Origin of the sequence: Corynebacterium sp. KPL1995 (assembly GCF_000477935.1) — a bacterium.
Lineage (GTDB): Bacteria > Actinomycetota > Actinomycetes > Mycobacteriales > Mycobacteriaceae > Corynebacterium > Corynebacterium pseudodiphtheriticum.
Genome location: NZ_KI515715.1, coordinates 444,529 through 466,431, shown reverse-complemented (window position 1 = coordinate 466,431; position 21,903 = coordinate 444,529). Strand labels below are relative to the sequence as shown.

The following is a 21,903-nucleotide window of genomic DNA, read 5'->3' as shown; positions in this document are numbered from 1 at the left end:
CTCAAAGTGTAGCGGGAAGCGCCCGTAGCTCAACGGATAGAGCATCTGACTACGGATCAGAAGGTTGGGGGTTCGAATCCCTCCGGGCGCACACATGTGAAGTCTCGAGACATCGTTCCTATTTCGGTGTCTCGAGATTTTCTTCGTTTTGGGGGTTCGTTTTCTAGATTTCACCGAGTTGGTTGCGGTGGTATTTTTTGGTTTTGTCTAAGTGGTATCGGCCCCAGATTTCGCCTGTGTGGGGGTTAATGGCGGTGATGTCGTTGTTGATGCAGATGAGCATGATTTCTTTGGTGCGGTGTTTTCTTCCGACGTAGAGTTTGCGCATGTTGCCGGCCCAGCGAAGGGTTACTTTTCCGTCGTTGTCGACTTTGTCTCGCCGTAGGCGATTGTCGGTGCCAATGGGGATGTCGAGTGGTGGGGCTTTGGGTAGTCGGTTGTAGGCCTGTGGTGGTGTTTGTCTGTTGAGTGCTCGGTGGGGTCGGTGGTTGTTGTAGTAGTCGATGATGTCATCGAGTTGTTGGTTTAGCTCGCCGATGTTGTGGGCGAATGGCCTTGCGTGCAGGGCTTTTTGGAGTGTTTGGTGGAAGCGCTCGACTTTTCCTTGGGTTTGGGGATGGTATGGAGTTCCATTCTTTTGTTGGATGCCCATTTGGAGGAGTAGCTGTTCGAAGCCGTTGCGAGTGTCGGCTTTTCTGTAGAGCTTTGTGGTGAACACGCTGCCGTTGTCGGTGAGGGTGGATTTGGGGAATCCATGTTTGTTACCTGCGGATATGAAGGTGTCGATGACGTTGGTGCCGGTTTCGTGTTCGAAGGCTTTGCAAGCGATGACAAAGCGTGAGTGGTCGTCGATGATGGTCAGGATGGCTACGCGTTGGTTGTTGTTGAGGTAGCAGTGGCTGTAGTCGAGTTGCCAGGTTTCGTTTGGTTGGTCTGCTTCGAATCGTTTCCAGGAACTGCGTGGCCTTTTGTGAGGTTGTTCGATGACGTAGCCGTGGCGTTTGAGTATGCGGTGGATAGTCGATGCTGCTGGTAGTGGGGTTATTTTTTGTTGTTGAAGATGCCATCGGATGGTGTGGGCGCCGTTGTCTTGGCCGGTGTTTTCAAGGTGTTGTCGGATTTCGAGGATGGTTTTGACTGTGCTCTCTGGTACCTGTCTGGGGTTGGAGTGCGGGGCCCGGGAGCGTGGTTGTAGTGCTTGGTAGCCACCTTCTCGATAGCGGTGGAGTAGTTCGCGGATCCAGCGGGTGCTGACGTTAAAGAGTGCGGCGGCATCTTTATGACTCATGCCGGTCGCGAGGATGGTTTCGACGATGACTTTGTTGGAAGTGTGTTTCTTGCCCATGCTCTATTTTGGGCGGAAGTATGTCTCGCTACATCCTAAGGTGGTGCGTGTGTCCTCATTGTCCCTGTTGGGGTGGTTGTGTGAGAACAGCGGAACGATGTTGTGGCACATCAGAGCCTTGAGGGGCGGAAGGATGTCGTGAGACAGAGCGGAACGATGTCATGGAATCAGACACCTCCGGGCGCACACAGAAGAGCTCGGATTATCACTATGACGCGGTGATGATCCGGGCTTTTGTATGTCTCTTTTAAGGGCTGTAATTTCGGATTCTCGGTTAAATGTTGAAGCGAGAACCTGCAATAAAAGTGCGGGTTTTGCTGTGAGTTATTTATTCATATTTTGTTGACTATTCCGAAAGCCTAAGATAATTTGCTTTGTGTCAGGTTAATCTAAGAAACCTGTGATCAACTCATGATAATTTGCCCGAACTCGCAGTGAGGGTTCAGGAGGAGACCGATTAATGACTAAGACGACTGCGAAATTAGCGAAAACTATCGCTACTGTCTGTGCCGCCGGATTGGTAGTGGCAGGGTGCAGCAGCGCTGATGAGACAAACACTGCTGGTGAGTCCAATACGAGCGCTGATTCAGCTGCTTCTGCAGAAGGCAAATTTACCGTCACCGATAACAACGGTGAGATAGAGCTGGACGCCATGCCAGAAAATATTGTTGTTTTGGACTACTCCGTCCTGGACGTGATTGATTCTCTGGGCAAGGGCGATTCTGTCGTGCTTACTCCAACCAGCAACAATCCACCAGCGTTTGCAGAAGAATATGCTGATACTGCAGAGGCCGGCGGAATGAGCGAGCCGGACTTGGAAGCTATCGCCTCTGCTGAGCCAGATGTCATTTTGATGGGTGCGCGTACTGCTCGCGAACCATCCCTGGTGGAAGAGTTGGGCAAGATTGCTCCTGCTTTGGACTACTCCACCGACTACACCGAGGGCAGCTTGGACCTGAACCTGGAGACCGCCCATAACTTGGCTGGTCTGTTCGGTGAGGACGTGCAGAAACAAGCGGACGAAAAGATCGAGGCTATCCAGAAGCGTGCCGACGAACTGAAGGAGAAAGTTGAGGCTGAAGACCTGAACGCTCTGATCCTGATGACGAACGGTGGCGAGACCCACGCTTTCGCTCCGGGTTCCCGTTTCGGCGCGATTCACAATGCATTCGGCTTCAAAGAAGCTGCAGAAGTAAAGATGGATGGTCGCTACGGTGAGGTCGTCTCCTTCGAATACATTGCGGACGCTGACCCGGACTACATCTTCGTCATTGACCGTGACGCAGCCCGTGGTTCTGATGAAGCTACCGCCGAGGCAACCCTGGATAACCCACTGGTTCAGGGCACCAAGGCAGCAGAGAACGACAATATCGTCTACCTGTCGCCTGAACTGTGGTACTTGATGGGCGGTGGCATCAACAACGTTGACGCCATGATCGACGAAGTCGAAGCAGCGCTCTAGTATTTCCTGATGAAACTTTTGCACCGTTGGTGGGCTATGCCCCTGGCCATAGGCATTCTCATTGCCTTGGCAGGGGCTAGTATCATGATTGGCGCCGCTGACTTTGACTGGGAGCTACTACGCCAATCACGCTTGCCGCGCACAGCCGCAGTCCTGCTGGCTGGGTCTGCGCTAGCGATGGCTGGTTTGCTGATGCAACTGCTGACACAAAACCGCTTTGTGGAACCATCGACTGTCGGCACTACAGAATCAGCCGCGCTTGGTTTGCTGTTGATCACTATCTTTGCGCCAGCCTCGCCTATTTTTGTCAAAATGGCGGTCGCTTGTGTGGCTGCTATCGCCGGTACAGCGTTGTTCATTTTCACAATCGGTCGCCTGCGCCACCGCAAGGGCTTCATCGTGCCGTTGGTCGGCATCATGATCGGTACCGTTATCGGTGCGATCTCGACGTTTATTGCCCTGGACGTGGATCTCATTCAGTCTCTTAATGCCTGGCAATTAGGCTCTTTCGCCGGCACAATCGTCGGACGCTGGGAGCTGCTGATGTTGGTCGCGGTGATGCTGGTGATCTCTTATTTCGTCGCCGATCGGTTCACCTTGTTGGGGCTGGGTAAAAGCTACGCCATTAACGCTGGCATTAACTTCAAACGCACAGAAACCCTCGGGCTGGTTATTGTGGCGATTACCGCGGCGATCGTTGTTACGGTAATTGGTTCTTTGCCATTTTTGGGTTTGGTGGTGCCCAACATAGTCTCACTGTATTTCGGGGATAATGCGCGACGCTCCCTGCCATGGGTGATGATCCTTGGCGCCGGTTTTACTTTGGTCTGTGATCTAGCCGGACGCCTGCTGCGCTATCCATTTGAAATTCCGGTGGGTACGGTCGTCGGCGTCGTCGGTGGTGCGATCTTCTTGGTCATTTTGCTCCGGAGGCATCAGCATGCACGCTAACCACAAACGAACACTGACGTTGTCTATCCTGCTCGTTCTGGCGCTGGTGAGTTTGGGGCTGTTCCTGGCTTGGGATTTGCCGAAAGCTTGGCAGTGGGCCCTAGAACGCCGCGCCTACATCGCTGGTGGGCTCATTGTCGTCGCTACATCCATCGGCTTGTCGACGGTGTTGTTTCAGACTATTACCGCCAACCGAATTTTAACCCCGTCACTGATGGGCTTTGATGCCCTTTATATCCTGCTGCAAACCGCGTTGGTGTATTTCTTTGGGCTCAGCGCGCTTTCGCCGTGGGAAGCACGGGGGCTATTCGCGGTGGAAGTTGGCATCATGGTTGGCTTTGCCATCCTGCTGTATGCACTGATGTTCCGCGGCGGTCGTACCAGCTTGGATCTATTGTTACTAGTGGGCATTGTCTTCGGAGTCTTTTTCCGTAGCGTGTCCTCGCTGCTGCAGCGGCTGATTGATCCGGGTTTGCATGCTGCGCTGCAAGATAGATTTTTCGCGAATTTTAGCTACGTCGACAAGAATTTGTTGTGGGTGACCACCGCGCTCACCATTGGTTGCGCGGCTGTGATGTGGCGCAAACGCCGCATTTACGACACGCTGTTGCTGGGCCGAGATATTTCGCTCAACCTGGGAATCAATTACCGACGCGAAGTCATTATCACTTTGGTGTTGATCGCGGTGCTGGTGTCTAGTTCAACGGCGCTCGTCGGCCCGGTACTGTTCTTTGGTTTGCTGGTCGCGCACTTGTCGTACCAGCTGATGCGTACTGATCGCCATGCGTGGACACTTCCTGGCGCTGTGCTGATTGGTATTACCGCGTTACTAGCCGGCCAGTTTATCTTGGGCCAAGTCTTTGCGTTTAATACTGCGCTGTCGATTATCATCGAACTCTTCGGTGGCCTGGCCTTCTTGTACTTGTTGCTCCGGAAAGGTGGAATCAACAAATGATCCGCATCGAAGACGTCACCAAACGCTACGACGAGCACACCGTCGTCGATAATATTTCCACCACGATCCCGCGTGGTAAATTCACCTCGGTAATTGGGCCGAATGGTGCGGGTAAGTCCACTTTGCTGCAGATGATCGCTCGCCTGGAACCAATTACCGAAGGTGCGGTGCTAATTGATGATCTGGATGTATCCACCACTCCAGGCCCAGAGCTGGCACGCACTATGTCGATCCTGCGGCAGGAAAACCACCTGGTGGTACGCCTGACGGTACGCGAGCTGGTGGAATTCGGGCGTTTCCCTCACACGCAAGGTCGACTGACCGCAGACGATAAAAAATACGTTGATGACGCCATTGAACAGATGGGCCTGGAGCACATGGCCGATCATGCGTTGGATGAGTTATCCGGTGGACAGCGACAACGGGCTTTCGTCGCCATGGTGTTAGCGCAGGATACTGACTATATTCTGCTGGATGAGCCGCTGAATAACTTGGATATGCGTTACGCAGTGTCCATGATGAAAATGCTGCGTAAAGCGTGCGATGAGCAGGGGAAAACCATCGTGGTGGTGATCCATGACATTAATTTCGCGGCGGCGTATTCGGATCACATTATTGCGCTGAAGCATGGTCAACTTGTGCATGCGGGATCGCCGGGTGAGATCATGAATAAAGAAGTCATGCGCTCTATTTACGACATGGATATGCAAATCGAACTGTTTAACCAGAACCCGGTGGCTATCTATTTCCGCTAAACTTGAGGCAGGTTCACGAGTAAAACCAGCTGTGAGGAGCACATATGTTATCCAAGCAAGATGCAGGCATCATCATCGATGAAAAGCGCCAAGAAAAGGGCTTGAGCTGGTCAGAGCTTGCCGAGCGCGCCGAGTGCCCGAATGTCTGGCTAGTTTCTGCTGTGTTGGGTATGCACCCAGTGCCAGAAGAGGTTGCGGAGTTTTTACGCAAAGAACTCGAGCTTGACGACGAGCTGGTCAAGGCTTTGCGCAGGCAGCCAACCCGCGTTCCGGAGCGTGAAATCGCCACGGACCCGACCATTTATCGTTTCCATGAACTCATCGACGTCTACGGCCCGGCCTTGAAGGCGTTGATTCATGATGAATTCGGCGACGGAATTATGAGCGCGATCAATTGCAGCCTTGATTTCAAGCGCGTGGAACACCCTGGTGGCGACCGCGTACACATCACCATCGACGGCAAGTACCTGCCCTATGACTGGGTACAGTCCGATAAGCAGTAGGTGTTAGTTTCTGCTGCGGGCTGGAGTCTTTAGCAAGCCCGCCCGCGGTCCTGGCGCAACGGTAAAATTTTCCTAGAGGTACCCGTGCGAAAGGACTCCGCAATGCACACTGACAGCACACATTCTGATAGTAACGTTCCCGGCCACCACAATTCTGCGCACCACGCGCCGTCGGCTGCCGCGATGGAGGATCGTTATGCCAGCAATGAGCGTGTCTGGTCCGGGGATCCGAATGCGGCGCTGCTGAACGCGGTTGCAGGCATGGGGCTGGATGGTGCGAGCCCGCGCACCGCGTTGGATATCGGCTGCGGAGAGGGAGCAGACGCCGTGTGGTTGGCGCAGCAGGGTTGGCAGGTCACGGCCATTGATCATGCCCCGACCGCCGTGCGCCGCGCTCAGGAATTGGCGGCTGAAAACGGCGTGCAGATCGACGCACGAGCGGTGAGCTTCCAGGATTTTGAACGAGCCATGTTTGATTTGGTCATCTGCTTTTTCGGGCAGCTTAGCGACGACGATGTGCCCAAGCTGGAATCGTTGGTTGCGCCGGGTGGCTGGTTGATTTTTGTGCACCACGATATGGAATCCGAGAAGTACCTGATGCCAGCGCGCTTGAAAGAACAGCTGACGGAGTTGGAGCTTGTCGACGACTACGTGTTTGAAAAGAACCTCGAACGTGGCGGCGGGGCGCACCATCACTGCGATCTGGTGTTGCGCGCGCGACGGCGCTAAAACGTGAAGCAGGATACACTGCAGAGCATGCGAGTATTTTCCCAACCTGAACGGCTCCTGTTTGCTGCTAGCTCGACGATTGCCACCGCTGCCGCGGCTACCGAGCGGCACCGGTTGTTGCGGGTGTTTAAACCGCTAATCGGGGTATCGCTGGCGGGTACCGTGGTGCGCGGCTGGAGGCGTCGGCAAGCAATGGACAATGTGCTTTTGCTGGGCGCTGTGGCGGGGTCTACCTGCGGTGACGTAATTCTGCAGACTCCTCAGGCCTTGGGCCAGGATGCGAAAGCTTCCGGGAATAGTCTGAATTCCGCGGCTTTGGCTTTCGGTGTGGCACATGTGTGTTATCAGGTGCGTGCGTGGCGGCAGGGGGCACGTGTGCATCCGGGGGTGCTGGCTATTCATGGCGCAGGGCTGGTGGGTTTGGCCAGCCAGGCGGCCCGGCATGATCCACGTGTGCTGCCTGCGGCTGCCGGGTACGGGGGCTTGGTGGCGATGACCTCGGTGTTGGGCACGTCAGGCTTAGTGGGGGCGAAGGTTAAAAACGCTCGCTTTGCCGCTGGTTCCGTGCTGTTTTTAGTCAGTGATGCGCTGATTCTGCTGCGGCGGATGTACCTGCAACGCCGTTTCCCTCGTGCGGTCGCGGAGATTGGCGTGATGTCGACTTACACGCTTGCCCAGCGCTTGCTTGTCGACGGCCTCGATTCGAGCCAATAAATCCCGGTTGACACAAGGAAACTGTACCGGGGTTTTCAGAGCTGCTGGTAGTAAAAACCGGTGGCGGATTAGGTTCTGGGAAAGTTAATCCCGCACAAGCCGCCACCGCAGCCTAACCCAGTGCTTTGCTGTATTCCAGGGCCTGCGGGAATAGCTGGTTGTTCTCCTTGTGCACGTGTAGGTGCAGGTCACTGCGGAATTTCGCCAGGCGTTCATTCATCATCTGGTACGACGGGCAGGCATCGTTGGGTGAGGTGAAATCGTCGGTGAGTTCTGCGATGGTGCGCATGAGCGTGCCGGCGGCGTCATGTTCGGACATAAGTGCGCGTAGTTCGTGGTCCAGGTTGGTTGCCGCGGTGCCGGTGCGTTCCATGGCGGAAATTGCGGGGAAGACGAAGCGTTCTTCGCGGCTGAGGTGCTCGGACATTTCCTCGACGACGGTGTCGAAGAATTCTTTTACTTTCGTCAATTCTGGGTGCGCGTCGCCGTGCACGCGGGCGACTTTGTGCACGAGTTCCTGCAATTCCGGCATCTCGAGCCAGCAATAGGAGTGGTGGATGTCGACGATGTCGTGCGCTTGTGCAGAGAGTACCCGGGCGTTGGCATGCGGTGTAGCCTCATCGCTGTGCTTGTCGACGCTTGCTGCCGCTGCTGCCTCCGGGGTGGCGTCGGCATGAGCCTGCTGGTTGGTTGGTAGCTGGGCATCCTGCAGCGTGCCGATGAGGTGCTCGACGGGGATTTCTGCATCCTGGGCTGCCTGGTGTAGCGTGCGGTGGCCGTTGCAGCAGAAATCGATGCGAAATTTCTCGAAAATCTGCGAGTAGCCATAGTCGGTGTTGACGATCTCGCGCAGGGTGGTCTCGGGGTGAAATTCCAGCGTGTTCATGGTTTCAATTTTACTCTGGTGGCCCCGGGTCGTCGCTGTGATTTTATGCGGCTAGCGGCTGTGGCTACGTGGTTGCTGTCGGGGCTGACCACTGCCGTAGTTTCCGGCCGGCGTTGATAATTGTGGTTTCTCTGGGAATTCTCGAGGTGACGAGTTCTTGCATCCAGGCGGCGGCTGCTTCGTCGCTCGGACGGTCAATTTTGATTCCGAGCATCGATAGATAAAACAATCCAAGATGCAAGGCTGTGCGCTTGTTGCCGTCACCAAAGTGGTGTCCTTGTGCGATATTCACGATTAATGCGGCCGCGCGCTCAAATGGTGAGTCGTAAGCAGCTTGGCCGAAGAATATCTGCAAGGGGGCATAAATTGCGGACCGAAGGCCTTCGAGGTGGACCGAAAAACCTGAGTATTCTTGGAGGCCATTACGACTGTGAGATGCTCGCATCCCGCAACGTTTATTGAGCGCGCAAGCTACCTCCACCAGTTTTTCAGCGAGCGCTTCCTCTGCTGATTGGTCACGGCAATCGGTCATATCGATTTTCTGCTGCACAGACTAGCGGGTAGCGAGTAAATCAAACACCGGGTCCCATTCTTTTTCTAGTGCAATAGCCTGAGAGATCATGTCGTCAGTAGTTGTATCCGGGGATATCTGGTTTATTGCGGGAGCAGAGGGGCGTGAGGTCTGAGCATGTAACAGCTCGCTGAATTCGTCGCGAATATTCGTCAGACTAAGCACGTTTGTTCCTGGGTTATCTGGTCCTAACCCGGAACGAGTCGCCTGCCACGCTGCGCCATGGCTCAACTCTGACAGGTCGGTGGATTTCTGTTTACCGTAAAATTCCACGGTGCGTGCGACGACGGCAGCTTCGTATGCAGAAAGGCGCGCCGATTCCCCGCCCGGAACCTCAGCTACCGTGTAACCCTTGGCTGCTGCCTCGGTGTGGTGGCGCAGCTGTGGGGAGACAGGGCCGTGGCGCCAGCCTTCGAATTCATCGGCAAACAAGGGCTTGCCAGTCCATGCCAAATGCCAGCCTTGGGAGAAATAGCACAGCTTGTACAGCTTCATCTTGTCGACGCCAGGAAGCAGTTCGGTGATGTATTGACCTACATCGAGGATTGTCGCCATCGTCGCCTCCTTGTCTGCCGTTACTGCGGCTTCTGCGCCTTCTGAACCCTCTAGGGTTGTTGGTTTGTGCCCTCGCGTGTCGTTTCGACGCGGGTGTTGCGGAACCATTACTAACCATTGCTTAGGCCAAACGCTAGCAAAGATCCAGAATATGAGAGCTTGAATTTGCTTAGAATCGAAAATATATTCGTTTTATTTTTCGCAGTCATCTAATGACCATTACAAAACAATACGGAAAATAAGTAGCGTAGAACGGGTAAAATAAGTAGCGTAAGTCGCGGAAAATTCGACCGATAGACTACGTAAAATAAGTAGCGTTTCTTTAAAAAATCCCCGCCAACTGCAAAAAGCAGTGGAGGGGAATGGTCGTGAAATGTTTTAGGTCTGGGGGACCGAGATTTTCACTAGCGGCTAGAAACACTCACTGAATGTGATCTGGTTTGTGTTTCGGATGGCGAATTGGTGTGTGGATGCGCACCTGATTCGAAGTTTGCGTCAGAGTCGGGCTCCGAGTTGGATCCAGGGTTGGAGGCGGCATCATCCAGCGAGTCGTCATCCTGAGCATCGTCATTCAGCAGGTCGTTGACACCGCTTTCGGCAGCATCCCATACATCCATGTCTTGGATACCGGCGCGCTTGGCGACGACCGTCGCAGCCAGGATCTGACCGGTGACGTTCAGCGCGGTACGGCCCATGTCGACGATGGGTTCGACGGCTAGCAGCAAGCCCACACCAGCCAGTGGTAGGCCTAGCGTCGACAAGGTTAGCGTCAGCATGACGGTGGCGCCGGTGGTGCCTGCGGTGGCTGCGGAACCAATGACGGAAACGAAGATGATCAGCAGGTACTGGGTGAAGTCCAGGTCAATGCCGTAGAACTGGGCAACGAAGATCGCGGCGACGGCAGGGTAGACCGAAGCGCAGCCGTCCATCTTGGTGGTTGCACCCAGCGGGATGGCGAAGGAAGCGTACTCGCGGGGAACACCTATGGCGCGTTCGCTGAAGCGTTGCGTTGCTGGCATGACGCCCATCGAGGAACGGGTGACAAAGCCCAGGGAAATAACTGGCCAGATGCGCTTGTAAAAACCAAAAACCGGGATATTGTGTGCCTTCATGACGGCCGGGTAGACCACCAGGAAGACTAAGGCCAGGCCGATGTAGACTGCGAGCACGAATTTGCCTAGTGAGCCCATTGCGTCCCAGCCGTAGGTGGCTACGGCTTTACCAATTAACGCAGCGGTGCCGATTGGTGCCAGGCGGATGATCCACCACAGCACTACCTGGATGACCTTCAAGAAGGATTCGGTAAACCGTAAAAATGGATCCGCGGCCTTACCGGCTTTCACCGCGGCGATACCAATGGCCAGGGAAATTACTAGCAGCTGCAGGGCACCGAAGCTTAAGGAGACTTCGCCGTCGCTGACCGACGCATTCAGCCCGAAGAAGTTCTGCGGCAGCAGTTGTTCGAAGAAGGCCGTCCACGAACCCATGCTGGATGGGTCTTGCGCCTGGGAAGCATCGACGCTGGTGCCGACGCCCGGCTTCAGTGCCAGAGCGACGACGATGCCGACGATAACGGAGAAAAACGCGGTGATCGCGAACCAGAGCAGCGTGGAAAACGCCAGGGACGCGGCGTTGGTGACCTTGCGCAGGTTTGCTACAGAGGTGACCACTGCAGCGAAGATCAGCGGCGGCACCATGACTTTCAGCAACTGCACATAGGCGCTGCCGACGTTGCTAAGAATGCTGGTCAGCCAGCCCGGGTTCTCCGGGTCGGTGTCCATGTTGGAGGCGACTAATCCTAAGATCACGCCGATGATCAAACCGGCGATGACTTGTGCGCCGAAGCCGGTGGCCCAGCTGGGGAGCTTGTGCTTGCTTTCTGCGTGCTCGGGCGTGCTTGTCGACGCCTGCGCGGAGGTTTTGTGTGCCATAAGTGTTCCTTATCGCGTGAGTTTGTAGGGCTAAATTTCGTTCATTATGAACAGATCGGTCTATTTTGGATGAACCATTCTGTTCAAGAATGTTCCCTTGACTGTACTCCCCCTAGTTTTCGGGGCGCAACACGACGTGAAAATATATTCTTATGGAAACGCAGAAGCCCGCGTGACCTGCTGTGATGGTGCACACAATGGATCTAGGGTGTGGTGTGCGGGAGGGGTTCGCGGGTGGATTTGATTCTGTGATGCCAAGGCTTGCCTTGCTGGATTTTTGGACTTGTGCAGAATACATTGAGTGCATGTCTCGTTTTAGCCCCCTCAACTGGCCTGTTGTGCGCCAGATTCGCGGCGGAGACCCTTTTGGTAGGGACGTCAACACGCAGTCGCAAAAGAGCAAAGACAAGCGTGGCCGCATTGAGGAGGCGGACCGCGTCGTGCAGTCCGTCTGCCCGTATTGCGCGGTGGGATGCTCACAGCGCATTTACGTGAAAGACGATCGTGTTATCCAGGTGGAAGGCGACCCAGATTCGCCGATTTCCCGTGGCCGGTTGTGCCCGAAGGGTTCGGCTTCTGAGCAGCTGATTAACTCTGCATCGCGGCTAACCAAGATCAAATACCGTGCACCCTATTCCACCGAATGGCAGGAATTGGATGAAGATACCGCGATGGACATGATCGCGGATCGTTACCTGGAAGCCCGCCGTAATGGCTGGCAGGATACCGACGACGAAGGTCGCCGACTCAACCGCACCATGGGCATCGCCGGGCTGGGCGGTGCGACGCTGGATAATGAAGAAAATTACCTGATTAAAAAGCTGTTTACCGCTACTGGCGCGATCCAGGTAGAAAACCAGGCGCGCATATGACACTCTGCCACAGTTCCTAGTTTAGGAACTTCCTTTGGCCGCGGCGGTGCTACACAACCGCTGCAGGATATGGCGAACGCTGACTGCATTGTCATCGAGGGTTCGAACATGGCGGAATGCCACCCGGTGGGTTTCCAGTGGGTAGTAGAAGCGAAAAAGCGGGGCGCTCGCATCATCCACGTCGACCCGCGCTACACGCGCACCTCGGCTTTTGCGAACCGCCACATTGGTATTCGCGGCGGCACTGACGTTGTGCTGTTGGGTGCATTGATCAAGTACATGCTGGACAATGACTTGTACTTCCACGACTACGTGGTGGCATATACCAATGCGCCGATGTTGGTCTCGGAAGGCTACCAGGATACGGAGGATCTCGACGGACTGTTTTCGGGCTTTGACCCCGAAACCGGGAAATACCTCACCGATACGTGGCAGTACGAGCAGAAAGGCGACGGCTCGTCCTGGAACGTGGAACGCGACGACACCCTGCAGCATCCGCGCAGTGTGTTCCAGATTCTGAAACGCCACTTCGCGCGCTATACCCCGGAGCTGGTGGAAGAAACCTGCGGCATCTCGCAGGAAGATTTCTATTACCTGGCTAATTCGATCGCGGATAACTCCAAGCCGGATCGCACCACGTGTTTCGCTTATGCACTGGGCTTTACCCAACACACGCTGGGCGCGCAGTTCATCCGCACCGCTGCAATTTTGCAGCTGCTGATGGGTAACGTGGGCCGCCCGGGTGCGGGCATCATGGCCTTGCGTGGGCATGCCTCGATCCAGGGTTCGACGGACATCCCGACGCTGTTCCATTCACTGCCGGGCTACTTGCCGATGCCGAGCGTCGACAAGCAAAGCTGGCAGGAATACTGTGACGAGATTCGGGAGGAGTCGCAGAAGGGCTTCTGGCAGCTTGGCGAGAGCTATGCCGTCTCGCTGATGAAGTCCTACTGGGGCGATGCGGCAACGGCCGAGAACAATTGGGGCTATGACCTGATGCCGCGGATTTCCGGTGCGCACTCTACGTATCAGACGCTGGAGGCAATGCTGGAAGGCGCTGTGGAAGGCTACTTAGTCTTTGGGCAGAACCCGGCGGTGGCGCAATCCAACGGTGGTATGCAACGCCGTGGTTTGGCTGCGCTGAAGTGGCTGGTCGTGCGCGATTTTCAGGAGATTGAGACGGCGTCGTTCTGGAAGGATGCGCCAGAGATCAAAACTGGTGAGCTGAAAACCGAGGAGATCGGCACCGAGGTCTTCTTGTTCCCGGCCGCCACGCACGCGGAAAAAGCCGGTACGTTCACGCAAACCCAGCGCATGTTGCAGTGGCGGTTTAAAGCCGCACCTTCGCCGGGTGATGCCAAGAGCGATTTGTGGTTCTTCTACCAGCTGGGCAAGAAGATCAAGCAGCGCTTGGCGGATTCGACGGACCCGCGCGATCTGCCGGTGCAGAAACTCACCTGGGATTACGTGGAAACCGAGGAGGGTGAGCCGAACCCAGAGGACGTGCTCAAAGAGATCAACGGCTACTACCTGGATGGGCCGAACAAGGGCGAGTTGCTGCCGAGCTTCGTGGAGATGAAAGCCGACGGCACCACCTCTGGCGGCTGCTGGATTTATACCGGCGTGTATAAAGACGGCATCAACCATTCGCAGAAGAAGGTCCCGGGCCGCGAACAAAACGAGGTCGCGCTGGATTGGGGCTGGGTCTGGCCGTCGAACCGCCGCATCTTGTACAACCGTGCCTCGGCGCGACCGGACGGAACCCCCTGGTCAGAGCGCAAGAAGTACGTGTGGTGGGACAAGGACGCTGGCAAGTGGGTTGGCGACGACGTGCCGGATTTCCCGGTGGACAAAGCCCCGGACTACAAGGCACCTGCCGACGCCGTGGGCCCGGATGCGCTGGACGGCACCGACGCCTTCATCATGCAGTCCGACGGGCGCGGCTGGTTGTTCGCGCCTAGTGGTCTGTCGGATGGGCCCTTGCCGACGCACTACGAACCGCACGAATCGCCGGTGGGAAATATCCTGTATACCCAGCAGCAATCGCCGACACGTATGCCAATCAAGCGTGCAGACAACCTCTCGCGTCCGGAACCGGGCAAGCCAGGATCCGAGGTATTCCCGTTCGTCTTTTCTACTTACCGGTTGACGGAGATGTATACCTCGGGTGCCATGACGCGTCGCTTGCCGTACCTCGCGGAACTACAACCGGGCTTGTTCTGTGAAGTGGATAAGGACCTGGCTGCCAAGCGCGGGCTAGAAAATGGTGAGTGGGCGACGATCATCTCACCACGTGGCGTGATCGAAGCACAGGTGCTGGTCACCGATCGCATGCAGATGCTGCAGATCAACGGCGAGGAATTTCACCAGATTGGTTTGCCGTTCCACTACGGCGAATCCGACACCACGGAAGTTGCTGGCGACGGCGCCAATGACTTGCTGGGCCTGACGCTGGAGCCGAACGTGTTCATTCAGAACTCAAAGATCGGTGCTTGCGATATCCAACCGGGCCGACGCCCCCGCGGGCAGGCGCGCCGGGATTTGCTGGTGGAATACCAGCAGCGTGCGCAGCTGACCGTGGACAGCGGCAACGAGTTGCTCACTGGCGAAGACGGCAGTGTTTCTGATGCAGCTTCGCGGCAGCAACGTCTGGATGCCGTCGGCAAGTCTGAGTATGGGCCGGAGAATCGCGCTGCTAAGGATAACTCTGACCAGCGCAGCGTCGGCAAGCACAACCCCGATGAGAGCGAAGAAGGGAAGTAAAGGACTATGCTTCTGACCGAAAACGCCTCCTCGCATGGTTATGACGACTATCAGCGCATGGCATTTTTCACCGATACCTCGGTGTGTATTGGCTGCAAGGCCTGCGAGGTTGCCTGCAAAGAGTGGAACCGCAACCCCGTGGAAGGCTACGAGGTTACGGGTGATTCTTATGACAACACCGGCGCGCTGGGGGCGAATACCTGGCGGCACGTGGCGTTTGTGGAGCAGAACAACGACCGCATTGAGCAGTCCCGCGCAGAGGGCAAAAAACTGATTTCGTTGGGCATGCCGACGATCGGTGGCCAGGACGGGAACGCTGGTCAGATGGGGTCGGCGGTTGGCGCTGGTGCTGCAACCGGTAGCCCCGCTGGCGCTGCAACAGAGAGCACCAACACCACCCCGCCGGATACGGATTCTTTCCGCTGGTTGATGTCCTCGGACGTATGCAAGCACTGCACCAACGCCGGCTGCCTGGACGTGTGCCCGACGGGCGCGCTGTTTCGCACGGAGTTCGGCACCGTCGTCGTGCAAGATGATGTGTGCAATGGTTGCGGCACGTGTGTGGCTGGGTGCCCGTTTGGTGTTATTGAGCGTCGTGACGACGGCGGGGTGACGCTGAAGCAGGACAAAACCGCCACCGTGGAGCACCACGACAACTCGCACGCCGGGGTGAATGTGCTGGCGAAGTTGAAGCAGCGTGGGCTGCAGGGCCCGAACAAAATTGACCACACCCCGGGTAAGTCCATGCCGATTAAAAATATTGGCGTCGCCCAGAAATGCACTATGTGCTATGACCGGCTGAAAGTCGGCGAGCAACCAGCGTGTTCGAAGACCTGCCCGACGGATTCTATTCAGTTCGGCACCTACGAGGACATGCTGGCCGCGGCGAAACAGCGCGTGCGCGTGCTGCATGAACAGGGGCTGACCGAGGCCCGTCTGTACGGCGCGAATAGTGACGATGGCGTGGGTGGCACGGGCTCGATTTTCTTGCTGTTGGATTCGCCTGAGGTCTATGGTTTGCCGCCAGACCCGCGCGTGCCGACGGCGGATTTGCCGCAGATGTATAAAACCGCTGTGAAGGCCATCGGTGGCATGGCATTGGCCGTGGCTGGTGCGTTTGTTATGGGAGGTCGGAAGTGAGCAACTTCGACGAATACCGCCCGCCGCAGGGTGCACGACCGAACCGTTACCGCAAGTTCGATGGCACAAAGCCGAAGAAGAAGCGCAAGCGGCCAGGTGCGGGTGCGCAGGATGGTTCCAAAGAAGAGCGGATGGCAGAAGACTTCGAGTTTTCTTCCTACTACGGCAAACCCGTCGTCAAGGCTCCGCCGTGGGAGTGGCCAATTGGCGTTTATTTGTTCCTCGGCGGTGTCAGTGGTGGCTCGGGCATGCTGGCCGCGGGCGCGCAGGCTACCGGCAACAAGCCCTTGCTGCGCACAACTCGCTTGACGACGCTATCTGCTGCTTCGCTCGGTTCCGTGTTTTTGATTCTGGATTTGGGCCGGCCGGAACGCGCGTTGAATATGTTCCGCGTGTTCAAGGTGACCTCGCCGATGTCTGTGGGCTCGTGGATTTTGATGAGCTTCGCCAGTGCTTCGGCGATCCCGGCGCTGGTGGAAGTCGATGAGCTGGCTGGTCGTCGTGGTCTGCCGTTGCCGAAATTCGCGCGCACTGCGCTGCGGAAACTCGCCGGGCCAGCTGGTGCGGCCACGGGTGTTTTGGGCGGCCCGCTGGCTGGTTATACGGCGGTGCTGTTGTCGAATACCTCGAACCCGGTGTGGAATGACATGAAAAACCACCTGCCGTATGTGTTTGTGTCCTCGGCTTCGGCGGCGGCGTCGGGTTGCGCGATGGTCACTACGCCAGTGGATAGTGCAGGCCCAGCCCGAGCGTTAGCGATGGGGGCGGCTGTGAGTGATCTGGTGGCCACGAAGGTGCTGGAAAACGGCATGGAACCGGAACCGCGCGAGGCTTTGCACCACGGCAAGTCCGGCAAGCTCATGAAGGCTTCGGAATACCTCATCGCCGCTGGTGGTGTGGGTGCTGCGGTGTCGGCGGTGACGAAATCCCGCGCGGTCTCGGTGCTTTCGGGCCTGTCGTTGTTGGCTGGTTCTGCCTGCACTCGCTTCGGGGTGTTGGACGCCGGGCTGGAGGCAGTGAAAGATCCGTCCACCACCATTGGGCCGCAGAAGCGTCGTGCGCAGCGACGCCGTGAGCAGCAGGGCTTAGCTGGCGACGTGGTGACGCCGGAGTAGCGTACCCGCGGTGCCCCCGGATTAAAGGTGGTGACGCCGGACTAAAGCAGTGCTAGAGCACCGAGATATACGCGGTGTTCTCGCCGGTGCCGCTACCACCGTTGCCTTCCACGTTGCCTTCCACAGCGCGTTCTACAGTGCGGCCAATAACCGGGTAACCAGGCACTTCGCCGATGACCAGCAAGCCGCCGGAGGTTTGGGCGTCGGCCAGGAAGATCAAGTCTTCTTCCGAAATCGCCTCCGATTCCACCGACAAGTGCGGGCGCACCCAATCCAGGTTGCGGCGCGAACCGCCGGGGATGAAGCCGTCGGCAAGCGCTTCCTTGGCGCCGTCGATGGCAGGAACCGCGGAAAAGTCGAGTTCCGCGGCGACCCCGGATGCCCGGCACATTTTGTATAAGTGGCCCAGCAAACCGAAGCCGGTGACATCGGTGGCCGCCCGCGCGCCCGCCGCCAGCGCGGCCTGCGAAGCTTCTCGGTTGAGGGCGGTCATGGAATCAACAGCCGCCTGGGATACCTCCCCGGTGGCTTTGTGTTTGTTATTCAGAATTCCGACGCCGATCGGCTTGGTCAGCGTGATGGGCAAACCGGGTTGGGCGGCGTTGTTACGCATGAGTTTTTCTGGTGTGACAATGCCGGTGGCAGCCATGCCGTACATGGGTTCGGGTGCGGTGATCGAGTGCCCACCGGTGACAGAAATGCCTGCTTGGGTGGCCACGTCCATGCCGCCGCGCAGGACTTCGCGCAGCACATTCAGGCCGAGTATGTCGTTGGGCCAACCCACCAGGTTGATCGCGGTCACCGGGGTACCACCCATGGCGTAGACATCGGAAAGCGCATTGGCGGCTGCCACCCGGCCCCAGTCATAAGGGTCGTTGAGCATGGGGGTGAAAAAGTCCGCGGTGGAGATCACCGCCAGCCCGTCCTGGATTTTTACGGCTGCGGCATCGTCGCCGTCGTCCAAACCGACCAGCACGTTGGGGTCGGCTTTGCCGATGAGGCCCTCGACGGCTGATTCCAACTCTCCGGCCGGGATCTTGCAGGCGCAGCCACCTCCGGCGGCAAACGAGGTGAGGTTGATGTTATTGTTTCCAGCTTCGTCACTCATAGGCCTATGCTACCTGTGCGCCGTCGCTGCACCGGTGTGCTCGTTATTTTGCTGCCTACTCCGCCACCCTGCACCTGTGCCCTAGTAAACTGACGTGGTGGAGGCGTATGCGTTCCTGGTGGGCGCCCCGGTCTTCAAAACCGGTGAGGCCGAGCATCTCGGTCTGGCAGGTTCGATTCCTGTCCGTCTCCGCCACTAGTTTTGCCCCAACACTAGTTTTGCCACAGCGCAGGCAAGTTTCCCGCCCCGCAAGGAGGTCGCCACGGTGCCTGAAACCACAGTGTCTGATTCTGCAACGCCTGATCCTTTAGCGCCTGACAACGATCCCCGCCGGAATATCCCGAAGATGGATCAACTGTTGCAGCTTCCCGCCGTCGAACACGCGCGGCAACGCCTGGCAGAACACACCATCCGCGCGACCATAAAAAACATTCTTGCCGACGCCCGTCGCGGCGCCATAGCCGTGGATTCCATCGAAGAGCGCATTGCTGAGAATCTACGCGCGCAGCAACCGTTTGCCCTGCACCCGGTCCTGAACGCCACCGGGGTGATCATCCACACCAACTTGGGCCGCGCCCCGCTGCCACGGGCTGCCGTGGAGGCGTTGCAGGCGGCGGCTTCGTATACGGATGTGGAAATGGATCTGGCCAGCGGCAAGCGATCGAAAAACCGCGGAGGCGGTGCCACGCAGGCGTTGCTGGATGCGTGCCCGGCGGCGGAGGACGCGCTGATTGTGAACAACGGTGCTTCCGCGTTGTTGCTGGCCACGGCGGCGCTGGCGCCGAACCAAGAAGTGATCATCTCTCGCGGCGAGTTGATCGAGATCGGCGCCGGCTTCCGCTTGCCGGAGCTCATCGAATCCACCGCGACGCGTTTGCGCGAGGTGGGTGCGACCAACCGCACGCACCTGACTGATTATGACAACGCGATCACCGCGGATACTGGCGCGATTTTAAAAGTGCACCCGTCGAATTTCCGTATGGAAGGATTCACGGCTGCGGTGGGCGTCGACAAGCTGCGCCAGCTTGCGCGCACCCACGGCAAGTATTTGATTGTGGATCTGGGTTCGGGCCTGCTCACGCATGATCCCGCGTTGCCGGAGGAGCCAGATATTCACAGCCAGCTGGCTGCCGGGGCGGATGTGGTGATTGCTAGTGGCGATAAGCTGCTTGGCGGCCCGCAGGCGGGCATTGTGCTGGGGAGTGCCGAGGCGATTGCGAAAATGAAAAAACATCCGTTGGCGCGGGCGGTGCGCATTGATAAGTTGCGCCTGAATGCCTTGCAAGCAGCGGTAACGACGCCTTCGAATGCCGTGCAGGATGCGTTGCATATTGATCCGCAGCGTTATCACGAGCGCACGCAGGCGCTTGCCGACGCCACTGGTGGCCGTGTGCTGGACCATGATGGGCGTGTCGGCGGTGGGGGAGCGCCGGAGTATCCGTTGCCTGGTGTGGCCGTGGCTCTGCCGGAGTCGCTGGCTGCGCTGTTGCGGCGGGCTAGCCCGCCGGTGCTCGCGCGGGTGCATGATGGCCAGTGTGTGGTGGATGTGCGCTGCGTGCCGGAAGAACAGGATGAGCTGTTGGTCCAGACCATTCGGGGCGTCCAAGCCCAACAGCCCAGCCAGGAGGCGAACTAAATGCACGTCGTTGCCACCGCCGGGCACGTTGACCACGGCAAATCCGCTTTGGTGCGTGCCCTGACGGATATGGACCCGGACCGCTGGGCGGAAGAAAAACGCCGCGGGCTGACCATTGATTTGGGCTTTGTGTGGACTACCTCCCCGTCAGGGACGGACCTGGCGTTTGTCGACGTGCCGGGGCACGAGAAGTTCCTGGGCAATATGCTCGCCGGTGTGGGCCCGGCGCCGGTGGTCATTTTCGTGGTTGCTGCCGATGAAGGTTGGCAGGAGCAGTCTACGGATCACCGCGATGCCCTGCGTGCGCTGGACATCCGGCATGGGCTGATCGCCCTGACTCGTGCTGATCGCGCCGATGCCACCCGTCGCGCCGAGGTCACAGCCCAGGTGCGCCATGAGTTGGCAGGTACCGCGCTTGCCGACGCACCCCTGGTTGAGGTTTCCGCCCATACCGGTGAGGGCATCGCGCAGATGCGGCAGGTGTTGGATGAGGTACTGGCCCAGGTGCCTGCCCCGGACCCGCAGGCGCGGGTGCGTGTGTGGATCGACCGCGCGTTTTCCGTGAAAGGCGCTGGCACCGTGGTCACGGGCACGTTGGCAGCCGGCACTCTGCGGGTGGGGGATACCTTACAGCTGGCCAGCCCGGACGGCACTCGCGCGGTGGAAGTTCGCGGCTTGCACAGCGAAAATACCGCCCACCAGGTGTTGGAGCCGACTTCGCGAGTGGCGGTGAATCTGCGCGGGATCAGCGCGGATGCCATCCACCGCGGCCACAGCTTGCTCAGCTCGGGTGCGTGGGAGTTGGTGGAGCAGATCGATGTGCGTCGCACCTTTGGCCAGGATTTTTATGAGTTGCCGCAGAATATCGTCGTTCACATTGGCACTGCTGGGCTGGAGGCGCACGTGCGGCCGTTGTCCGCGGATTATGCGCGCTTGAGTTTGGCGCACCCGTTGCCGCTGCAGCTGTTGGATCGCTTCGTGGTGCGCAGCCCGGGCGGGCGGCATGTGAGCGCCGGGGTGCAGGTTATTGATGTGTACCCGCCGGAGCTGAACCGCCGCGGTGCGGCGCGTCGGCGTGCAGAGGAATTGGAACTGCTTGCCGACGCCAGCCCCAGCGCCACCAGCACTCCCGCGGCCAGCCCGAGTCCGTTCACCGATCCCACCGCCTATGTGCAGCGCGTCGGTTATGTGCCCGTCGGCAAGCTGCAGCGCGCCGGGTTTGCCGTGGGTGATCCGGCCGCCCCACCGCAGGGCATTATTGCTTTTCGGCAGTGGTGGATTGCCGCCCGGGAGATCACGCGCTGGAAGAATCAGTTGCTGGTCGCGCTGGGCAAGCATACGCAGGATAATCCGCTGGCTGCAGGTATGCCACGCAAGGCTGCGATGGATGCGCTGGACTTGCAGGAGGATGCCCTGTTGGGCATCGCAGTGGCTGCCGCCAAGGTGGAACAAGTCGACGGTGTGCTGCGCCTGCCGGGGTACAAGGTGGATCTGGGGGCGGCCGAGGCGTCGGTGGCCAAGTTGGAGGCCTGGCTTGCCGACGACCCGTTTGCCGCACCGGAGGCGGATGAACTGCAGGAACTCCGGTTGGGTGCCAAGCAGCTGGCCGCAGCGGAAAATGCGGGGCGATTGTTGCGGCTTGGCCAGGGGATCGTTGTGTTGCCTGGTGCGCCGCAGGAGGCGAAAAAGCGTATCGCGCAGTTGGAGCAACCGTTTACGTTGTCGGCGGCGCGGAAGGCTTTGTCGACGACGCGCCGGGTGGCCATCCCGCTGCTGGAGTATCTCGATGAACAGGGTATTACCCGCCGCCTGGATGGTGGCTTGCGGGAGCTGCGGTAGTGCGTGGTCGATCTACTGTAAAGCTACTCTAAAGTTACTCTAACATTGTTAGAGTAGAAACTTAATAGCTCGC

General features: G+C 58.0%; 17 protein-coding genes, 2 tRNA genes and 1 pseudogene. 14 read left to right on the top strand and 6 right to left on the bottom strand.

The genetic code is table 11. The features are described 5' to 3' along the window. Nucleotides 1-18: 18 nt before the first annotated feature. Nucleotides 19-91, top strand: a tRNA-Arg gene (locus HMPREF1292_RS02090). A gap of 72 nt (nucleotides 92-163) precedes the next feature. On the opposite strand, the gene HMPREF1292_RS02085 is transcribed toward HMPREF1292_RS02090, so the two are convergent. Further along, nucleotides 164-1,345 carry an IS481 family transposase gene (locus HMPREF1292_RS02085; protein ID WP_023018532.1) on the bottom strand — a complete coding sequence of 394 codons (1,182 nt, stop codon included), beginning with the start codon at nucleotides 1,343-1,345 and terminating at the stop codon, nucleotides 164-166. 460 nt (nucleotides 1,346-1,805) lie between these two features. On the opposite strand from HMPREF1292_RS02085, the gene HMPREF1292_RS02080 reads away from it, so the two are divergent. From HMPREF1292_RS02080 to HMPREF1292_RS10345, 7 genes are all read left to right on the top strand, one after another. After that, nucleotides 1,806-2,807 carry a siderophore ABC transporter substrate-binding protein gene (locus HMPREF1292_RS02080; protein ID WP_023018531.1) on the top strand — a complete coding sequence of 334 codons (1,002 nt, stop codon included), beginning with the start codon at nucleotides 1,806-1,808 and terminating at the stop codon, nucleotides 2,805-2,807. Nucleotides 2,808-2,816: 9 nt separating this feature from the next. Then, nucleotides 2,817-3,758 carry an ABC transporter permease gene (locus tag HMPREF1292_RS02075; RefSeq protein ID WP_198010699.1) on the top strand — a complete coding sequence of 314 codons (942 nt, stop codon included), beginning with the start codon at nucleotides 2,817-2,819 and terminating at the stop codon, nucleotides 3,756-3,758. Further along, nucleotides 3,748-4,713 (top strand): iron chelate uptake ABC transporter family permease subunit, encoded by a 966-nt coding sequence (locus HMPREF1292_RS02070; protein ID WP_021353149.1) that lies wholly within the window; start codon nucleotides 3,748-3,750, stop codon nucleotides 4,711-4,713. The genes HMPREF1292_RS02075 and HMPREF1292_RS02070 overlap by 11 nt, the downstream gene beginning before the upstream one ends. Beyond that, nucleotides 4,710-5,468, top strand: a complete 759-nt coding sequence (locus tag HMPREF1292_RS02065) for an ABC transporter ATP-binding protein (protein WP_021353148.1) — start codon at nucleotides 4,710-4,712, stop codon at nucleotides 5,466-5,468. The genes HMPREF1292_RS02070 and HMPREF1292_RS02065 overlap by 4 nt, the downstream gene beginning before the upstream one ends. Nucleotides 5,469-5,512: 44 nt before the next feature. Further along, on the top strand, nucleotides 5,513-5,971 hold the full coding sequence (gene cynS / locus HMPREF1292_RS02060) for a cyanase (RefSeq protein ID WP_023018529.1): 459 nt from the start codon (nucleotides 5,513-5,515) through the stop codon (nucleotides 5,969-5,971). A gap of 102 nt (nucleotides 5,972-6,073) precedes the next feature. After that, the gene (locus tag HMPREF1292_RS02055) at nucleotides 6,074-6,700 is read left to right on the top strand and encodes a bifunctional 2-polyprenyl-6-hydroxyphenol methylase/3-demethylubiquinol 3-O-methyltransferase UbiG (RefSeq protein WP_023018528.1); all 627 of its coding nucleotides are present in this window, start codon (nucleotides 6,074-6,076) and stop codon (nucleotides 6,698-6,700) included. A gap of 27 nt (nucleotides 6,701-6,727) precedes the next feature. Next, nucleotides 6,728-7,414, top strand: a complete 687-nt coding sequence (locus HMPREF1292_RS10345) for a lysoplasmalogenase (protein ID WP_023018527.1) — start codon at nucleotides 6,728-6,730, stop codon at nucleotides 7,412-7,414. 112 nt (nucleotides 7,415-7,526) lie between these two features. On the opposite strand, the gene HMPREF1292_RS02045 is transcribed toward HMPREF1292_RS10345, so the two are convergent. From HMPREF1292_RS02045 to HMPREF1292_RS02030, 4 genes are all read right to left on the bottom strand, one after another. Further along, nucleotides 7,527-8,300, bottom strand: a complete 774-nt coding sequence (locus HMPREF1292_RS02045) for a DUF542 domain-containing protein (RefSeq protein WP_023018526.1) — start codon at nucleotides 8,298-8,300, stop codon at nucleotides 7,527-7,529. A gap of 64 nt (nucleotides 8,301-8,364) precedes the next feature. Further along, the gene (locus tag HMPREF1292_RS02040; protein WP_023018525.1) at nucleotides 8,365-8,832 is read right to left on the bottom strand and encodes a type II toxin-antitoxin system death-on-curing family toxin; all 468 of its coding nucleotides are present in this window, start codon (nucleotides 8,830-8,832) and stop codon (nucleotides 8,365-8,367) included. Between the two features lie 21 nt (nucleotides 8,833-8,853). Beyond that, entirely contained in the window at nucleotides 8,854-9,426 is a 573-nt protein-coding gene (locus HMPREF1292_RS02035; protein WP_023018524.1) for a Panacea domain-containing protein, read from the bottom strand. 404 nt (nucleotides 9,427-9,830) lie between these two features. Next, on the bottom strand, nucleotides 9,831-11,357 hold the full coding sequence (locus tag HMPREF1292_RS02030; protein WP_023018523.1) for a dicarboxylate/amino acid:cation symporter: 1,527 nt from the start codon (nucleotides 11,355-11,357) through the stop codon (nucleotides 9,831-9,833). A gap of 305 nt (nucleotides 11,358-11,662) precedes the next feature. Between HMPREF1292_RS02030 and fdnG the strand changes: the two are divergent. From fdnG to nrfD, 3 genes and pseudogenes are all read left to right on the top strand, one after another. Next, nucleotides 11,663-14,839 (top strand): annotated as a pseudogene (gene fdnG, locus HMPREF1292_RS02020) (formate dehydrogenase-N subunit alpha); the annotation flags it as partial. Between the two features lie 159 nt (nucleotides 14,840-14,998). Continuing rightward, entirely contained in the window at nucleotides 14,999-16,132 is a 1,134-nt protein-coding gene (locus HMPREF1292_RS02015) for a 4Fe-4S dicluster domain-containing protein (protein WP_023018520.1), read from the top strand. Continuing rightward, nucleotides 16,129-17,247 carry an NrfD/PsrC family molybdoenzyme membrane anchor subunit gene (nrfD, locus tag HMPREF1292_RS02010; protein ID WP_023018519.1) on the top strand — a complete coding sequence of 373 codons (1,119 nt, stop codon included), beginning with the start codon at nucleotides 16,129-16,131 and terminating at the stop codon, nucleotides 17,245-17,247. Before HMPREF1292_RS02015 ends, nrfD begins: the two co-directional genes overlap by 4 nt. Nucleotides 17,248-17,299: 52 nt before the next feature. Here nrfD and selD read toward each other — a convergent pair whose 3' ends face one another. Further along, on the bottom strand, nucleotides 17,300-18,355 hold the full coding sequence (selD, locus tag HMPREF1292_RS02005) for a selenide, water dikinase SelD (protein WP_023018518.1): 1,056 nt from the start codon (nucleotides 18,353-18,355) through the stop codon (nucleotides 17,300-17,302). A gap of 99 nt (nucleotides 18,356-18,454) precedes the next feature. Between selD and HMPREF1292_RS02000 the strand changes: the two genes are divergently transcribed. The 3 genes from HMPREF1292_RS02000 to selB all read left to right on the top strand — a co-directional run bounded on the left by HMPREF1292_RS02000 (nucleotide 18,455) and on the right by selB (nucleotide 21,830). Further along, nucleotides 18,455-18,550, top strand: a tRNA-Sec gene (locus HMPREF1292_RS02000). Nucleotides 18,551-18,701: 151 nt separating this feature from the next. Continuing rightward, complete coding sequence (gene selA, locus HMPREF1292_RS01995; RefSeq protein ID WP_034645522.1) at nucleotides 18,702-19,991, top strand: L-seryl-tRNA(Sec) selenium transferase; 1,290 nt, start codon at nucleotides 18,702-18,704, stop codon at nucleotides 19,989-19,991. Next, a complete protein-coding gene (gene selB / locus HMPREF1292_RS01990) occupies nucleotides 19,992-21,830 on the top strand; it encodes a selenocysteine-specific translation elongation factor (RefSeq protein ID WP_023018516.1) in 1,839 nt (612 codons plus the stop codon). Nucleotides 21,831-21,903 lie beyond the last annotated feature (73 nt).

Bases quoted from the DNA above. Each gene is read 5' to 3' on its own strand.
- HMPREF1292_RS02030 (WP_023018523.1), bottom strand. From the start codon at position 11,357: ATGGCACACAAAACCTCCGCGCAGGCGTCGACAAGCACGCCCGAGCAC.
- HMPREF1292_RS02065 (WP_021353148.1), top strand. From the start codon at position 4,710: ATGATCCGCATCGAAGACGTCACCAAACGCTACGACGAGCACACCGTC.
- cynS (WP_023018529.1), top strand. From the start codon at position 5,513: ATGTTATCCAAGCAAGATGCAGGCATCATCATCGATGAAAAGCGCCAA.
- HMPREF1292_RS02080 (WP_023018531.1), top strand. From the start codon at position 1,806: ATGACTAAGACGACTGCGAAATTAGCGAAAACTATCGCTACTGTCTGT.
- HMPREF1292_RS02085 (WP_023018532.1), bottom strand. From the start codon at position 1,345: ATGGGCAAGAAACACACTTCCAACAAAGTCATCGTCGAAACCATCCTC.
- HMPREF1292_RS10345 (WP_023018527.1), top strand. From the start codon at position 6,728: ATGCGAGTATTTTCCCAACCTGAACGGCTCCTGTTTGCTGCTAGCTCG.
- HMPREF1292_RS02045 (WP_023018526.1), bottom strand. From the start codon at position 8,300: ATGAACACGCTGGAATTTCACCCCGAGACCACCCTGCGCGAGATCGTC.
- HMPREF1292_RS02035 (WP_023018524.1), bottom strand. From the start codon at position 9,426: ATGGCGACAATCCTCGATGTAGGTCAATACATCACCGAACTGCTTCCT.
- HMPREF1292_RS02040 (WP_023018525.1), bottom strand. From the start codon at position 8,832: ATGACCGATTGCCGTGACCAATCAGCAGAGGAAGCGCTCGCTGAAAAA.
- selD (WP_023018518.1), bottom strand. From the start codon at position 18,355: ATGAGTGACGAAGCTGGAAACAATAACATCAACCTCACCTCGTTTGCC.
- HMPREF1292_RS02070 (WP_021353149.1), top strand. From the start codon at position 3,748: ATGCACGCTAACCACAAACGAACACTGACGTTGTCTATCCTGCTCGTT.
- HMPREF1292_RS02055 (WP_023018528.1), top strand. From the start codon at position 6,074: ATGCACACTGACAGCACACATTCTGATAGTAACGTTCCCGGCCACCAC.
- HMPREF1292_RS02015 (WP_023018520.1), top strand. From the start codon at position 14,999: ATGCTTCTGACCGAAAACGCCTCCTCGCATGGTTATGACGACTATCAG.
- selA (WP_034645522.1), top strand. From the start codon at position 18,702: ATGGATCAACTGTTGCAGCTTCCCGCCGTCGAACACGCGCGGCAACGC.
- selB (WP_023018516.1), top strand. From the start codon at position 19,992: ATGCACGTCGTTGCCACCGCCGGGCACGTTGACCACGGCAAATCCGCT.
- HMPREF1292_RS02075 (WP_198010699.1), top strand. From the start codon at position 2,817: ATGAAACTTTTGCACCGTTGGTGGGCTATGCCCCTGGCCATAGGCATT.